Here is a 14,541-nt window from a genome sequence, read left to right on the forward strand (position 1 = left end):
AGACGCTATTAAACCAAAAAATCCTGATGCGCGCAAGATTTATTTGCCGATAATTAGATATCTCCCTGCAAGCACCAGTTTTCAAAGGAAATAATTTCTTCCTGCTTGCCTGCGACAACCAAAATGTCACCGGTTTCCAGAACGAAATCAGGGTCAAGGTCTTGGATTTTTCCGGTATTGCGGCGGATAAACAATAGTTTCAGATAATGCGCTGCCAATGGTAATTCACGGATGGTTTTACCGATGGCGTGTGCCTCGCCTTGCAATGGGAAGGCATGGCGGCAGACGGCCTTGCTGTCTTCGTCGGAGAAGCTGTCATCATCACTGCCGACAAACAAGTCCTGCAACGATGCATAGCGGCTGTGACGGATGTGGGTTATGGTTTGATAAACATGGTTGTAAGAGAGACCGTGGCCTAACATGGCATAGCTTGCCAGCACCAGGCTGGTTTCTTTGGTATCGGAGACGGTTTCTTCCGCACCCATTTCGGTAAAGGTTTTGACGTAATCGTCATTGGTGGCGCGAACATAAACCGGCATACTCGGATGCATGGACATGATGTTGCCGAGAACATGTTGGGTCTCGTGCATATTGTTCAGCGTGATGACCACCATTTTGGCGCGCCCCAAGCCGGCGGCTTCCAAGACTTCACGGCGTTTGGCATCGCCAAAGGAAACCGGTTCGCCTGCGTTGCGTGCCACTTGTACGCGGGCAATATCCAAGTCAAGGGCAAAATAGGGGATGCCTTCTTGCGCCAATACACGGGCAACCGATTGACCGCCGCGTCCGAAACCGATAATCAGGACGTGTTCGGATTTGCTCATGGTTTCCACCAGCATGGAGTGCAAGTCCAAGGCTTTCATGTCCCAGTCGGATTTGACGAAGCGGCTGACGATGGCATCGCTGCTGCCCAAGATAAATGGAGCGGCAATCATGGAAAGCAAGACGGCAGCAGTGGCTGCTTGTTCCAATTCGGGCGAAACCATATTGATTTTGCTGGAAATGGCCAGCATCACGAAGCCGAACTCGCCGCCTTGTGCCAAATAAAGCGCACTTTTGAGGCTGTCGCTCGTAGGGTTTTTCATGCGCAAAGCGATGATGAAGACGACCAGTGCTTTCAAGGCCAATAGGATTGCCAACAAAATCAGGATTTGCTGCCAGTTGCCGATCAGCGCCTGAATATCCAGCTTCATACCGACGGTAATGAAGAAGAAGCCAAGCAGGATATCGCGGAATGGACGGATGTCGTCTTCTACCTGAATACGGTATTCGGTTTCGGAAAGCAGCATACCGGCGACAAATGCGCCCAATGCCATAGACAGGCCTTCAAGCTCTGTCAGATAGGCCACGCCCAAAGTAACCAGCAAAACGTTGATCATGAAGAGTTCGGACGATTTGCGTTTGGCAACCAGTCTGAACCAGCGCGACATCACACGGCTGCCGACAACAAACAAAATGCCCAAGGTCAGCAACATTTTCAAACCGGCTAAGCCCAGTTCTACCCACAAGTTGCCTTCGCTGCCGCCGGCAAGTGCCGGAATCAGAATCATCAGCGGTACCACGGCAATATCTTGCATCAGCAAAACACCCATGGCCATTTGTCCATGCGGCTGACCCAGCTCGGTTTTCTCCGACAGAATGCGGCTGACGATGGCGGTGGACGACATGGTCAGTGCGCCCGCAGTGGCAAACGCCCAGTTAAACGGCGTGCCCATTGCCATCAAAATGCCCATAATCGAGAGCATGGTAATGATGACTTGCAAACCGCCCAAGCCGAATACGAGGCGGCGCATGGCTTTGAGTTTGGGCAGGGAGAATTCGAGACCGATGCTGAACATCAAGAACACAATGCCAATTTCACCCAAATAGTCAGTGGCGTGGCTTTGCGGAATCAGTTTAAACATACCCGGACCGGCAATAAAACCGACCAAAAGATAACCGAGCATGGAAGGAATGTTGAACTTGCGACAGCAGATAACCGTAATGACGGAAACCAACAGGACAATGACAATGGGACCGAGGGAGAATTCGTGCATAGAGTGGGCGGCCTTTCGTTAAAAGTAGCTATTGTTATATAGGCCGTCTGAAACACGTCGAAAACCGACAGCAAACCCAAATAAAAACGCACAGAATGAACTTCATTTCTGCAATTTGATTTCCCGTATCATGCTTATTTGGACTTACTGTTTCGAGCGTTATCTAACGGATTATTAAGATTATATCAAGATAGAATGTAAAGTAGTGTTTTGATTGACAAAAAAGGCCGTCTGAAATATTCAGACGGCCTTTAAATAAATGGTTTAAGGCATCAACATGCCGCCGTTGACATGAAGTGTCTGACCGGTAATGTATTTTGCCTGATCAGAAGCCAAGAACAAGACTGCATCGGCAATATCTTGCGCTTCACCGAATTTGCCCAAAGAAGTTTGCGCTTCAAAGGTTTTGCGGGTTTCTTCCGGCAGGGCTCGGGTCATATCGGTGTCGATAAAGCCGGGGGCGACGCAGTTGACGGTAATGCCGCGGCTGCCGACTTCACGTGCCATAGATTTGGAGAAGCCGATTAAGCCTGCTTTTGCCGCCGCATAGTTGGTTTGACCGGCATTGCCCATCACGCCGACAACGGATGTGATGTTGATAATGCGGCCGGTACGCTGTTTCATCATGCCGCGCAATACGGCTTTGGAGGCACGGAACACAGATTTGAGGTTGACCTGCATGATGTCGTCCCATTCTTCCTCTTTCATGCGCATCAGGAGGTTGTCACGGGTAATGCCGGCGTTGTTGACCAAAATATCCAGTTTGCCGAATTCTTTTTCGATGTCGGCAATCAGGTTTTCGATGGTTTCAGGTTCAGCAGAATTCAATGCACGGCCTTCGCCGCCCCACTGTGCCAAGCGTTCGCTGATTGCAGCCGCACCGCTCTCACTGGTGGCTGTACCGATAACTTTTGCACCGGCCGCAGCCAAAGTATCGGCAATCGCCGCACCAATACCGCGCGATGCGCCGGTTACTAAAGCGATTTTGCCGCTCAAATCTTGTGTACTCATGTTTTATTCCTTAATTGAGATTGGAAAAATGGTTTCAGACGGCCTTATTTACCTGGGGAGGGTGCTTGATACCGTCGTTTGTTGATTCTTCGTAATAAATATTCTCTGTAGTATGCCCATGCTTGCTTTTTTTGTCCTTGTTTCCAAAGCCGTTTGGCTGCTTGTCTAAATTTCCTTTTAGGATTTGGAAAGGGCAACCAAGTTGATAGAGGTTGTTCTAGATATCCGTTATTCCATGGGGAATTCTTAAAATATTGATCATATGCAGGGTGGAAGCCTAATTGATGCCACGGTTTGATATGACCAACAAAATGGACTAAGCGGATATTGTTGGGATTGTCGATTAATTCACTGTATTTTTGATGCCAATGTATCCAGTTAAAGTTTTCTGAAAGCCAGTGTACATGACCTATACAGGCTAAATTCAAAATATCTTGGTCTGGACAGGAGAGTTTAAAATTCTGTTTTTCTACGGCTTGCATTTTTTCAGACAAAATTTTATCTATTGCCATATCATTCCATTTGTCAATATTGAATAGAATGACCCCAGAGTTGAAATAAGGCTCAGTATCTGTAAAACCAAATTGATTGAGTTGTTTTATATATGCTCTGTATAAGATTGCATCAGGTACGGCAGCAATCAAAGAATTTGAAATGTCGATTTCAAATAAATCATCAATGTTGCCCAAGCACAGTACATCAGTATCTAAATAAAGCGCAGTATGAGTAATACCTTTTAATAAGCAAGGGATACTCATACGGTAATACATAGCGATAGTAAAATAATGGGTAGTCTGCAGGGTAGAAAAGTATTCTGTATTTAAATGGTAAACGCTTATCGCGTAGTTTTGATTTGATGTTTCAATTTGATCGAAAATATTAAAATCATAACCTTCTGAACCACTAACTAACAAATGAAAATGTATTGGACTGGTATTGTTTTGCAGCACAGAAAGTAACGCAGTGCCGATGTGTTTGATATAGTTTTGATCGGCTGCATAAACAATATGTCTCGGCTGTTCAATAAATTCTCGTTTGCGGATATGAACAGTTTCTAATACTAATTTTTCTCTATCAAACATTTAAATTCTCCACAACTTCTCTATTGATTTCAGGTAATCTGATAGGGATATTCGGTTCAATATCAAATGCGCAGCTGATCCAGTTGCTGAAGCTGTATTTGTGTTTCAGGCCGGGAGCAAGCGGTACATACGGCAAGGTCAGGAAGGCTTTGAGTTCATCAAGGTTGCTTCCATTCCAGTAGAACATATTGTTCGGGTGATAAAAATCGTAATGTACGATGGTCGGATTGGTCGTAATCAGTTTTTTGTCCAATCCAATCGCTTCGAAAATCCGCAAAGAGAGGCCGTAGTGCTTGCGGTTGAGGAAATCTACCAATACAGAGGATTTGGCCGCTTCTTCTAAGTTTTGACGATAGGAGAGGGCGTTTTCAAATGAGAAGAACTCGACTTCGGGAATGCCTAAAGCCGCTTTTTCTTCTTCGATTTTCTTACTGGCCAAGCGGAAATCTATTTCTAAACTGATTGAACGTGCAGCTTCGCAAAATGCACGGATGTCATTGTTGCGGTCGGCAGCGTACGAGCCGATAAACAAGATTTTGTTTTGCGGGTTTTCAGACGGCCTGAAGCTGTCAAAGTAGAAGCTGGTGGTTGGAAAGAGTTTTTCGGCGTATTCGGGGTGTTTGCCTTGGTCAAACGGATCGAAAAAGTAAAATTTGTCGAAAAATTCGATGTTGTCGAAGTCTTCTTTTAAGAAGGTCAGGGCTTCCCAGTTGTAATACACCATTAATTTTGAATGCGCTCTGAGCTTGGCGATGAAGTCTTTCGGGTATGCGCCCAGCCAAATCATGAAGCAATAATCCGCTTGTTCGGGATGTTCGCTTAACAGGGTATTGAGGCGTTCTTCTACGGCGCGGAACATGGTCCGTTTTTTGAAGTCTTTTTGTCCAAGAATATTTCGATACCAGATTTTTTTCAGCCGTTGAAATACATTTTTGTATTTGAACTCTTTTTCTTCATAGGTCAGGGACAGTACTTCAAATCCGCATTTCTCCAAGTTCTCAATAATGAGTTCGTGGATTTTGAAGAGTTCCGGCATGGCGAGAATGACTTTTTTCTTACTCATAATGTATTCAATATAATATTTTGTCAGGCAGGAGTATTTGCCATAGGCAATAGGGTTAATCAATGCCGAGCAGGCGGTTTAGCCATTGTGTAAACGAATAATAGGCTTTGATTTCAGGGGCAGGTTGCTGATACGGACGTGCCAAAAATTCAGGCAATGCGTCTAAATTACCGCCGTCCCATACGAATACGCGGTCTGGGTGGTATAGGTCGGTTTCCAAGATATGTTTGTTGGTGGTAATCAGTTTTTTATCGAAACGCAATGCATCGAAGATACGGAATGATAAGCCGTAATGTTCGAATTGTGCAAAATCGACAACTGCGCCGCAACTTTGCACTTGGCTGAGGTTTTCTTCAAAGCTGAGGATGCTGCTGCGGTCGAGATAGCGGATGCCGTTGTGTCCGAAGGCTTTTTCAGCCCTGTCGTCTTTGCAGTAGATATGAAAATCCAAGGGTAGGTTGAGGCGTTCGGTTTCTTGGATAAAGCGTTTGGTTTGCTCTTCGCGTCGGAGTTCGTAGCCGCCTAAAAAGTAGAGTTTGTTGGTGGGCGCATATTCCGCTACGGGAAAGTCAAAGTAAAAATTGGTGGTGGCTTTGAAATGGCATTGTGGATATTTTTGAATATCGTCGGGGTCGAAAACCCAGCATTGGTCAAAATAATCCAAATATTCAATAATGTCTGGGAAACGACCTACGCCATCCCATTGATAATTCACACAAACATTGCTGTGTTCGCGGATGGTGGCGATGATTTCTTTGGGGTAAATATTGGCACGGATACAGAGCGCATAATCGGCTTTTTTGCCGTTTAGTGAGGCCAGTTTTTGCTGAATGTCGTCGAGGTGGCGGCTGTATTTGAGGTATTTTTTATAGTTGCCGTCTTTGGTGATGTGTTTGTGGTAGAGGTTTTTGAGTCTGCTGCCCAAGTTCGGGTAATATGAATCTCGGTCGTCATAGCACAGATTAATGACATCAAAACCAAGAAAACGCAGATTTTTTTCGATACATTGATCCAGTCCGTACATGTAGGGAACGGCAAGAATAATGGTTTTTTTCATAATGTATTCGGATTGGAGTGGGCTGATTTTTCAGACGGCCTTGCCTGACAGGATAAGGCCGTCTGAAAACATTTTAGTGGGCTTCGATAAATGCAGTCACTTGATCGGCATTGGTCAATGCGCTGCACGCGGCTTCTTTATTGATGCGTTTGGCGAGGCCTGCAAGGACTTTGCCGGGGCCGCATTCGGCGGATTCGGTGATGCCTTCGGAAACAAGTGCGTTGACGGTTTCTGTCCAGCGCACCGGGCTGTACAGTTGGCGTACCAAGGCATCTTTGATTTTGTCGGCATCATCGTAAGAGGCAACATCGGCGTTATGAATAACGCGGATTTGCGGTTGTTTGATGGTGATGTCTTTCAGTGTTTCGGCAAGTTTTTCCGCTGCAGGCTTCATGAGGCTGCAATGTGAAGGAACGGAAACAGGCAGCGGCAGGGCGCGTTTGGCTCCGGCTTCTTTGGTGGCGGCCATGGCGCGTTCGACTGCGGCAGTGTTACCGGCAATTACGACTTGGCCTGGGGAGTTGAAGTTGACGGCTTCAACGATTTCGCCTTGTGCGGCTTCGGCACAAATGGCTTTTACTTGTTCATCTTCCAAACCCAAGATAGCGGCCATTGCGCCTACGCCTTGTGGTACGGCGGATTGCATGAGTTCGGCACGCAGGCGGACGAGTTTGACCGCGTCTGCGAAATTCAATGCGCCGGCAGCGACGAGGGCGGTGTATTCGCCTAGACTGTGACCTGCAACGACTGAAGGGATTTTACCACCGGCTTCCAAGTAGGCGCGGTAGGTGGCAATACCGGCGGCCAGCATGATGGGCTGGGTGTTGACGGTTTGTCCGATTAATTCGGCATCTTCGCCGTTAATCATTGCCCACAGGTCTTGACCCAATACGGCGGAAGCTTCGTCAAATGTGGCTTTAACGATGGCTTGCTCGGCAAAGCCGTTCATCATGCCTAGGCTTTGTGAGCCTTGTCCGGGAAAGAAGAATGCGAAAGACATGGTAATTCCTTATTGGTTTGAATGTTTGAGGGTGTCCGCCAGCAGAAGGAGGGTGGCGACAGTATTGGTTGCAGCACTCAGTCGAAAGGTGCGGATAAATCCGGGTTTGCTGGTTTTGTGCCTGAATGCGAGGCTGCCGCAATAACCGCCCGTCCAGCCACCAAGCAGGTTGAGCAGATGCAATTTTGCTTCGGGTATGCGTCTGCCGTGGTTGCGTGCGCGCTGTTTGTCTTGGTAGTAAAGCAGGAAAACGTATGCACTCAGTGCGAGATAGGCGATTGCCAGTTTGGGCAATATTACAGCCGTTATGCTTAAAAACAGGCTGCTGATGCAGAGTGCAAACGTTAGGGATTTCATGGGTTTGAGCAGAATAGGCCGTCTGAAAGGGGTGTTCAGACGGCCCAACCGTTAGTATTTCACCAAAACCGCACCCCAGGCAAAACCGCCGCCGATGCCTTCGAGCAAGAGGTTTTGTCCGCGTTTGATTTGGCCGTTTTTAATACCGACATCCAGTGCCAGCGGAATGGAGGCAGCGGACGTGTTGCCGTGGTCTTGGACGGTCAGGATCACTTTGTCCATGCTCAAGCCCAAGTGTTTGGCGGTAGAGTCGATAATGCGCTTATTGGCTTGGTGCGGCACAAGCCAATCGATTTGATTGGTGGTATAACCGGCTTCTTCGATAACGTCATCTGCGATTTTGGACAGCATTTTGACGGCAAACTTGAATACGCCGGGGCCGTCCATGCTGATGTAGGGCGAACCGCAAATCTGGCCGTTGGCAATTTGTCCCGGGACGTTCAAAAGGTTGAGGTAGTTGCCGTCGGCTTTGAGTTTGCTGTGGATGATGCCCGGTTCGTCAGATGCGCTTAAGACAACCGCGCCCGCACCGTCACCAAAGAGGACGCAGGTGGTGCGGTCGTTCCAATCGACGATGCGGCTGAAGGTTTCAGCGCCGATAACCAAAGCGTTTTTCGCCATGCCACTTTTGATGTAGGCATTGGCAGTGGTCAGGGCATACATAAAACCGGCGCACACGGCTTGTACGTCAAAGGCAGGGCAGCCGTTGGCAATGCCCAATTTTTGCTGCACGATGGTTGCCGTAGAAGGGAACTGCATATCGGGGGTAGCTGTGGCGACGATAATCAGGTCGATATCGTCAGCCTGCAAACCGGCATCTGCCAAGGCGCGGCGCGCTGACTCGGCGGCCAAATCGCTGGTTTTTTCGCTGTCGTCTGCAATATGGCGAAATTTGATACCTGTACGCGTGGTAATCCACTCGTCGGAAGTGTCCACTTTTTTGGCAAGGTCGTCATTGCTGACGCGGTTGGCAGGAAGGTAGCTGCCTGTACCGGAAATTTTGGCATATTGCATGAGAACGGCCTTTTTAGAGAGTTGATTCAGATAGTCGGGTATTGTAAGCGAAAATGGGAAAATTCCCAATATTAAGAATGAAGTCGGTGATTAAAGATAAAAACAGGCCGTCTGAACATTTTGGAGTTTCAGACGGCCTGTGTATATCAGCCTTAAGCTTCCGTTGTTGGAGCAGCGGTTTCTTCCAGTTCGGCTGCTGCTTTGGCGGCTTCCAAAGCAGCCAATTGGGTGGCTACGCCTTGTTCGATTTGAGCGAGGCCGGCGGATTTGGCTTCGTGGTAGGCCTCTTCCAAAGCATAACGGAAGCCGACTTCGTCGGTTCCACCGTGGCTCTTAATCACGATACCGCGTAAACCAAGCAGGATGGCGCCGTTAAATTTGCGCGGATCCAGTTTGCCTTTCAAGCCTTTGAGTGCGGGCAGGGCGGCAATGGCGGCAAGTTTGTTGAACAGGGTGCTTTGGAATTCACGGCGGATGGCGCCGCTCATGAATTTAACCGCGCCTTCGATGGTTTTGAGCATAACGTTGCCGACAAAACCGTCTGCGACAACGACATCGGCTTCGCCATACAAAACGCTGTTGCTTTCGATATTGCCGATAAAGTTGAGTTTGCTGCTGCTCAACAGTTTAAAGGTTTGTTTGACGGCATCCGTACCCTTGATGTCTTCAGTGCCGACGTTCAAAAGGGCGACACGCGGGCTGCCTTTTTCAGGGTGCAGTGCGTGTACCAGCTCGCTGCCGATGATGGCAAATTGAACCAGTTGTTCGGGCGTACAGTCAACGTTGGCACCCAAATCCAAAGCCAGGGTAACGTGTTCGTTGTCGGAAGGCAGGAATTTGGCGATAGCAGGGCGCTCAATGCCGGGAATGGTTTTGAGGACGAATCGAGCGGTCGCCATCAGTGCGCCGGTATTGCCTGCCGATACGGCGGCTTGCGCATTGCCTTCTTTGACTTGGTTGATGGCGATGCGCATGGATGATTCTTTTTTGTTTTTCAGCGCGGATTGCGGCGCTTCATCCATTTCGACGACTTGCGCTGCATGGCAGACGGTAATGCGGTCCATAGGCGCGCCTGCCGAGCTTAATGCTTGGCGGACTGCCGCTTCATCTCCGACCATAATCAGATGTACGTCGGATTGCTGTTTCAGGAAATCCACTGCACCGGGGACGGTAATCGCAAGGCCTGCATCTCCGCCCATGGCATCTACGGCCAGTGTAATCATGTTGTTCTCCGGTTTGTGTGTTTCAGACGGCCTCAAACAATCGGACAAGCACACTCATCTGATTTTCAGGAGATTGAATTGAAAATCAGATGAAAAGGCTTGTTGCGACAGTCGTGCCAGATTTATTGGTTTTGCGCGGCCAATTTGTTGTGTTCGTCAATGTCTAGCGCGTCCCAAGGATAGTTGATCCACCAGTCTTCAACGGTGATGCCGCTGAAATAAGGGATACCTTCAGGAATTTTGCCGACTTTGGCTTTGATTTTTTCATGCAATACTGCCACGCCGATGGTGCCGAAATCTTCTTTCAACAATTCGTTCAGGCAGAATTCCATGGTAACGCGGCTGTCGTCCACTTCGTCAACAACCAGTACGTTTTTGCCTTTCAGTACATCGGGAACGGGATCGAGCCATTGGACTTTTTTTACTTCCTCGGTCACTTGACCTTCGTTATCGCTGTCGTAGTAGGCTGTGGTGACGGCGTAAATCGGAATTTCCAAGAAGCAGCGCAACATGCGGGCAGGGATAAAACCGCCGCCGCCAATGGCAATCATGGCATCGTATTTTGTGCCGGAGTTTTGGATTTTTTCCGCCAATCCTTTGATTACGCGGTGGATGTCGTCGTAGGTGTACCAGATTTTACGTTTCATGGTGTGCTTCCGAAGAGGAAAATACAGGGTGCAATGCAAAAAAGCCAGTCATTGCATGGCAATATTCTGGCTTTTTCAGTCAGACGAACGGATTATTCGCCTTTAGCTTTTACCACTTTACGGCCACGGTACATACCGTTTGGAGAAATGTGGTGTGGACGATGCACTTCGCCGGTTGCGCTGTCAACAGACAGAGAAGGCGCAGTCAGAGCGTCGTGTGAACGGTGCATACCGCGTTTAGAAGGGGATTTTTTGTTTTGTTGAACGGCCATTTCAAGCTCCTAGATAAATAAACTGTGTCCTAATTAACTGCTTTTCAAACCTGCTAAAACAGCGAAGGGGTTTGGTTTGTCCCGATTGACTTCGTCCAGTGTTCCATTGTTGCCGCAGTCTTCGTGTCGAGGGGAGAAAGGGAGCGACATCAGGATTTGGTCTTCAACCAGAGTCCGCACGTCAAGCTCTTTTTCGAGCAGCATGCCTTCCAATTCTTCATCGGCAAGCATGGCTTCGTCCAAACTCTCTTCATCGGCAAACAGGACGATACGGCTGGTTTCATCGAGCAGAAACGGCATGGGCGTAATGCAACGCTGGCAAATCAGGGGCATGTCGGCTTTGACGTTTAAATCGAGAAACAGACGTTGCAGCCGGTCGCGACCGCCTTGCAGCGTAAACGACACGCGTGTCTGTTTGTCGGCCGGATAATCGTGCGAACTAACTCGTTCATCCAATTCTTCGAGCAGGAAGCTGCCTTGCAGATTCTGCCCTTCGGCGGCGAAAACTTCTGGGTCAATCAAATTAGGGTATGACATAAACGGAGTATGATATAATTTCGGCAGTCTAACGTCAATGTTTTTAAGTAAAAATATGGAAGTAAAACTGCCTTTGGTTTTAGGGTCGAGTTCGGTTTTCCGCTGCGGACAGCTTCGCCGTTTGGGTATCGATTTTCAGACGGCATCGCCTGATTTTGACGAAACGCCTATTGCGGGCGAGCATGCGGGCGAGACGGCGCTGCGTTTGGCGGAAGGCAAAGCCCGTTCATTGGCGGCAGCTTTCCCTGCCGCGCTGATTATCGGCGCAGACCAAGTGGCATGGTGCGAAGGACGGCAATTGGGCAAGCCGATGAACGTCGCAAATGCACAACAGATGCTGGCGGACTTGAGCGGAAAACGGATTGAATTTTACAGCGCAATCGTGCTTTTGAATACTGCTACGGGTAAGGTTCAGCATCATGTCGATCATACGGTGGTTGCCATGCGCCAGTTGTCGCAGGAACAAATCAGCCGATATTTGGAACTCGAGCCGGATGCGGTTTATTGTGCCGGTGCGGCAAAGAGCGAGGGTTTGGGCGCCGCTTTGTTGGAGCGTATTGAAAGTACGGACCCGAATGCTTTGATCGGCCTTCCGATTTTCCGTCTGATTGATTTTTTGAAAAACGAAGGTGTGGAAGTTTTATAGTTTGAGGCCGTCTGAATGTGTTCAGACGGCCTGAGATTTTTTGGAGTTGGAAGAATGAAACCGATTTTGTATTTGATTCCTACCCCTTTGGGTGCGCCTGATACGCCATGCCTGTTGTCGTATGAGCAACAGGCGATTGTCGGGCTGACTGATTTTGTCGTTGAAGCGGAAAAAACAGCGCGTGCGCATTTGAAACATTTGGGCGTGACTACGCCTATCCGCGAACTGAATTTGCAAACGCTGAATGAACACACGGATTTGAAGACTTTGCCGGAATTGCTGAAACCTTTGCAAGAAGGGCGCAGTATGGGCATTGTCAGCGAGGCGGGTTGCCCGGCTGTTGCCGATCCGGGGGCGAATTTAGTGGCATTGGCGCATAAACACGGTTTTGAAGTACGGCCTTTGGTCGGCCCGTCCAGCTTGTTGCTGGCGCTGATGGCTTCGGGTGCGAATGGGCAAAACTTTGCGTTTAAGGGTTATCTGCCGTCTGAAAAAAATGAGCGCATTCAGCGTTTGAAGGCTTTGGAGCAACGGTCGCGCCAGCAGAATGAAACGCAGCTGTTTATCGAAACGCCGTATCGCAACGATGCGTTGTTGGCTGATGCGGTGGAAAACCTGCATCCTGAAACGCGCTTGTGCGCGGCTACGGACTTGACCTTGCCGACACAGGAAATCATCAGCCAGACGATTGCGCAGTGGCGAAAAAGAAAAGAAATGCCGAATTTGAAAAAACGCCCGACGATTTTTGTGTTGCATGCCGCTTAAAACTGGATTGGATTCAATCTCAAACTGTATTTGTTTGGGGAAATAAAAAAAGGCCGTCTGAACAACAGACGGCCTTTGTGTTGCCTAAGCTTTTATCAAGAAACGACTTCGCCTTGGGCGCGTTGTTTTTCGATGCTGCGGTTGATGTGCCATTGTTGGGCGATGGTCAAGAGGTTGTTGACTACCCAGTACAGAACCAAACCGGCAGGGAAGAAGAAGAACATGATGGAGAAAATCAAAGGCATGACTTTCATCATTTTCGCCTGCATTGGGTCGGTTGACGGCGGATTCAGATAAGTTTGTGCAAACATGGTCGCCGCCATAATAAAAGGCAGGATGTAAAAAGGATCCGGACGGCTCAAGTCGGTAATCCAACCCAACCAAGGCGCTTGGCGCAATTCTACGGAGGCGAACAATGCCCAGTACAGACCGATGAAGACGGGGATTTGCAACAGCATAGGCAGACAGCCGCCCAGCGGGTTGATTTTCTCGTCTTTGTAAAGCTGCATCATGGCTTGTTGTTGCGCCATGCGGTCATCGCCGTATTTCTCTTTGATGGCTTGCAATTTAGGCGCGGCGGCACGCATTTTTGCCATAGAGCGGTAAGAGGCGTTGGTCAATGGATACAGTACGGCTTTGACAATGATGGTCAAAACGATGATTGCCCAGCCCCAGTTGCCGATGATGTTGTGCAGTTGGTTCAAGAGCCAGAAGAGTGGGGAGGCGAACCAGTGTACTTTGCCGTAGTCTTTGGCCAGTTGCAGTTTGTCAGCGATGTTGGCGATAACGGAAGTGGTTTGCGGACCAGCGTACAGGTTGATGGCGGTTTCTGCTTTTGCACCGGCTTGGATGGCGGCTAAAGGCACGCTGACGCTTGCGCTGTACAGGTTGTCGTTGCGACGTTTGATGTCGATACGGCAGTCGCCTGCAGTGCATACGCTTTGGCCGTCTTTAGGCTGCAAAATCCAAGTGGACATGAAATGGTGTTCAATCATGCCGAGCCAGCCGGTCGGGGTTTTGCGGATGTATTCGGCTTCGGATTTGCCGGATTTGGCATCGTCGTCCAAATCAGAGAAGCTGACTTTTTGGAAGCCGCCTTCAGGGGAGTAAACCACCGGGCCGACGTAAGAGCGGGTAAAGTAGCCTTGGCCTTCGGGTTCGCTGTGGTCGCGGACGATGCGGTAGTCTGCGCTCAGGTTGACGGGTTGGCCTTTGCTGTTGGTAATGTCGAAACGGACGTTAACCAAGTAGCTGCCTTTGGTGAAAGTATAAACTTTGTCGATTTTCAGGCCGTTGGTTTCAGGCGCACTCAGGCGGACTTCAACTTTGTCGCCTTCCAAACTGTATTGTTTTTGCGGAGCGCTAAAGCTGATACCTTTCAGAACGTTGTTGCCTTGTGCGTCCAAAAGCTCGGATTGGGCAACGTAGGTGTATTCCTTGCCGTCGTTAAACAGGACGAAAGGTTTGTGTTCGTCGCCGGTTGCTTTGTATTGCAAGAGGGTCAGCTGACGCAGGTCGCCGCTTTTTTCGTCGATGACGGCTTTGACCGTGTCTGTGGTAACGGTAATGGGGGTGGCTGGAGCAAGCGCGGCTTCGGCAGCGGCTTTTGCCGGAGCAGCGGCCGTTTGCTGTTGCGCGGCTTGTTGCGCCGGATTAGGTTTGGGGCTGGGGAAAAAATGTTCCCAGCCGGCAAAGATTGCCACTGAAATGGCAAAAAACGCCATTAGTCTTTTAAAATCCATAAGAGATTCCTGGAATTGACGGATAGGTAATCGAGATGAAAACTGCTTCAGACGGCATTATATAGAAACCGACGGGAAATTAAAGGAAA

At 48.9% G+C, this 14,541-nt stretch carries 15 protein-coding genes; 2 read left to right on the forward strand and 13 right to left on the reverse strand.

Annotation, left to right across the window (positions count from 1 at the left end):
* Positions 1-53 precede the first annotated feature (53 nt).
* The 12 genes from DBY95_RS08585 to DBY95_RS08640 form a co-directional block, all read right to left on the reverse strand.
* Positions 54-2,036, reverse strand: a complete 1,983-nt coding sequence (locus DBY95_RS08585) for a monovalent cation:proton antiporter family protein (protein WP_107724042.1) — start codon at positions 2,034-2,036, stop codon at positions 54-56.
* A 264-nt stretch (positions 2,037-2,300) separates the two neighbouring features.
* Positions 2,301-3,047 carry a 3-oxoacyl-ACP reductase FabG gene (gene fabG / locus DBY95_RS08590; protein WP_107724043.1) on the reverse strand — a complete coding sequence of 249 codons (747 nt, stop codon included), beginning with the start codon at positions 3,045-3,047 and terminating at the stop codon, positions 2,301-2,303.
* A 44-nt stretch (positions 3,048-3,091) separates the two neighbouring features.
* Positions 3,092-4,129 carry a glycosyltransferase family 8 protein gene (locus tag DBY95_RS08595; protein WP_107724044.1) on the reverse strand — a complete coding sequence of 346 codons (1,038 nt, stop codon included), beginning with the start codon at positions 4,127-4,129 and terminating at the stop codon, positions 3,092-3,094.
* Complete coding sequence (locus DBY95_RS08600) at positions 4,122-5,192, reverse strand: hypothetical protein (RefSeq protein WP_107724167.1); 1,071 nt, start codon at positions 5,190-5,192, stop codon at positions 4,122-4,124. Before DBY95_RS08600 ends, DBY95_RS08595 begins: the two co-directional genes overlap by 8 nt.
* A 55-nt stretch (positions 5,193-5,247) precedes the next feature.
* The gene (locus DBY95_RS08605; RefSeq protein ID WP_107724045.1) at positions 5,248-6,249 is read right to left on the reverse strand and encodes a hypothetical protein; all 1,002 of its coding nucleotides are present in this window, start codon (positions 6,247-6,249) and stop codon (positions 5,248-5,250) included.
* Positions 6,250-6,322: 73 nt separating this feature from the next.
* Positions 6,323-7,249 (reverse strand): ACP S-malonyltransferase, encoded by a 927-nt coding sequence (gene fabD, locus DBY95_RS08610; RefSeq protein WP_107724046.1) that lies wholly within the window; start codon positions 7,247-7,249, stop codon positions 6,323-6,325.
* A 9-nt stretch (positions 7,250-7,258) separates the two neighbouring features.
* Entirely contained in the window at positions 7,259-7,606 is a 348-nt protein-coding gene (locus tag DBY95_RS08615; RefSeq protein ID WP_234394610.1) for a DUF1294 domain-containing protein, read from the reverse strand.
* Positions 7,607-7,657: 51 nt separating this feature from the next.
* Positions 7,658-8,620, reverse strand: a complete 963-nt coding sequence (locus DBY95_RS08620) for a beta-ketoacyl-ACP synthase III (RefSeq protein ID WP_049336364.1) — start codon at positions 8,618-8,620, stop codon at positions 7,658-7,660.
* A 152-nt stretch (positions 8,621-8,772) separates the two neighbouring features.
* A complete protein-coding gene (plsX, locus tag DBY95_RS08625; protein ID WP_107724048.1) occupies positions 8,773-9,843 on the reverse strand; it encodes a phosphate acyltransferase PlsX in 1,071 nt (356 codons plus the stop codon).
* A 122-nt stretch (positions 9,844-9,965) separates the two neighbouring features.
* Entirely contained in the window at positions 9,966-10,490 is a 525-nt protein-coding gene (locus DBY95_RS08630; protein WP_107724049.1) for a phosphoribosyltransferase, read from the reverse strand.
* Positions 10,491-10,582: 92 nt separating this feature from the next.
* Positions 10,583-10,762 carry a 50S ribosomal protein L32 gene (gene rpmF, locus DBY95_RS08635; protein ID WP_002240035.1) on the reverse strand — a complete coding sequence of 60 codons (180 nt, stop codon included), beginning with the start codon at positions 10,760-10,762 and terminating at the stop codon, positions 10,583-10,585.
* A 33-nt stretch (positions 10,763-10,795) separates the two neighbouring features.
* Complete coding sequence (locus DBY95_RS08640; RefSeq protein ID WP_004520416.1) at positions 10,796-11,299, reverse strand: YceD family protein; 504 nt, start codon at positions 11,297-11,299, stop codon at positions 10,796-10,798.
* Positions 11,300-11,354: 55 nt separating this feature from the next.
* On the opposite strand from DBY95_RS08640, the gene DBY95_RS08645 reads away from it, so the two are divergent.
* Both DBY95_RS08645 and DBY95_RS08650 read left to right on the forward strand, forming a co-directional pair.
* Positions 11,355-11,945 (forward strand): Maf family protein, encoded by a 591-nt coding sequence (locus DBY95_RS08645; protein ID WP_199903876.1) that lies wholly within the window; start codon positions 11,355-11,357, stop codon positions 11,943-11,945.
* A 54-nt stretch (positions 11,946-11,999) separates the two neighbouring features.
* The gene (locus DBY95_RS08650; protein ID WP_107724051.1) at positions 12,000-12,710 is read left to right on the forward strand and encodes an SAM-dependent methyltransferase; all 711 of its coding nucleotides are present in this window, start codon (positions 12,000-12,002) and stop codon (positions 12,708-12,710) included.
* 95 nt (positions 12,711-12,805) lie between these two features.
* Here DBY95_RS08650 and yidC read toward each other — a convergent pair whose 3' ends face one another.
* Positions 12,806-14,452, reverse strand: a complete 1,647-nt coding sequence (gene yidC, locus DBY95_RS08655) for a membrane protein insertase YidC (RefSeq protein ID WP_107724052.1) — start codon at positions 14,450-14,452, stop codon at positions 12,806-12,808.
* Between the last annotated feature and the right edge of the window lie 89 nt (positions 14,453-14,541).

Source organism: Neisseria subflava, assembly GCF_003044935.1.
Classification (GTDB): domain Bacteria; phylum Pseudomonadota; class Gammaproteobacteria; order Burkholderiales; family Neisseriaceae; genus Neisseria; species Neisseria subflava_E.

What these genes read in the sequence shown, in the direction of transcription:
- DBY95_RS08585 (WP_107724042.1), bottom strand. Translation starts at nt 2,036, where the DNA reads ATGCACGAATTCTCCCTCGGTCCCATTGTCATTGTCCTGTTGGTTTCC.
- fabG (WP_107724043.1), bottom strand. Translation starts at nt 3,047, where the DNA reads ATGAGTACACAAGATTTGAGCGGCAAAATCGCTTTAGTAACCGGCGCA.
- DBY95_RS08595 (WP_107724044.1), bottom strand. Translation starts at nt 4,129, where the DNA reads ATGTTTGATAGAGAAAAATTAGTATTAGAAACTGTTCATATCCGCAAA.
- DBY95_RS08600 (WP_107724167.1), bottom strand. Translation starts at nt 5,192, where the DNA reads ATGAGTAAGAAAAAAGTCATTCTCGCCATGCCGGAACTCTTCAAAATC.
- DBY95_RS08605 (WP_107724045.1), bottom strand. Translation starts at nt 6,249, where the DNA reads ATGAAAAAAACCATTATTCTTGCCGTTCCCTACATGTACGGACTGGAT.
- fabD (WP_107724046.1), bottom strand. Translation starts at nt 7,249, where the DNA reads ATGTCTTTCGCATTCTTCTTTCCCGGACAAGGCTCACAAAGCCTAGGC.
- DBY95_RS08615 (WP_234394610.1), bottom strand. Translation starts at nt 7,606, where the DNA reads ATGAAATCCCTAACGTTTGCACTCTGCATCAGCAGCCTGTTTTTAAGC.
- DBY95_RS08620 (WP_049336364.1), bottom strand. Translation starts at nt 8,620, where the DNA reads ATGCAATATGCCAAAATTTCCGGTACAGGCAGCTACCTTCCTGCCAAC.
- plsX (WP_107724048.1), bottom strand. Translation starts at nt 9,843, where the DNA reads ATGATTACACTGGCCGTAGATGCCATGGGCGGAGATGCAGGCCTTGCG.
- DBY95_RS08630 (WP_107724049.1), bottom strand. Translation starts at nt 10,490, where the DNA reads ATGAAACGTAAAATCTGGTACACCTACGACGACATCCACCGCGTAATC.
- rpmF (WP_002240035.1), bottom strand. Translation starts at nt 10,762, where the DNA reads ATGGCCGTTCAACAAAACAAAAAATCCCCTTCTAAACGCGGTATGCAC.
- DBY95_RS08640 (WP_004520416.1), bottom strand. Translation starts at nt 11,299, where the DNA reads ATGTCATACCCTAATTTGATTGACCCAGAAGTTTTCGCCGCCGAAGGG.
- DBY95_RS08645 (WP_199903876.1), top strand. Translation starts at nt 11,355, where the DNA reads ATGGAAGTAAAACTGCCTTTGGTTTTAGGGTCGAGTTCGGTTTTCCGC.
- DBY95_RS08650 (WP_107724051.1), top strand. Translation starts at nt 12,000, where the DNA reads ATGAAACCGATTTTGTATTTGATTCCTACCCCTTTGGGTGCGCCTGAT.
- yidC (WP_107724052.1), bottom strand. Translation starts at nt 14,452, where the DNA reads ATGGATTTTAAAAGACTAATGGCGTTTTTTGCCATTTCAGTGGCAATC.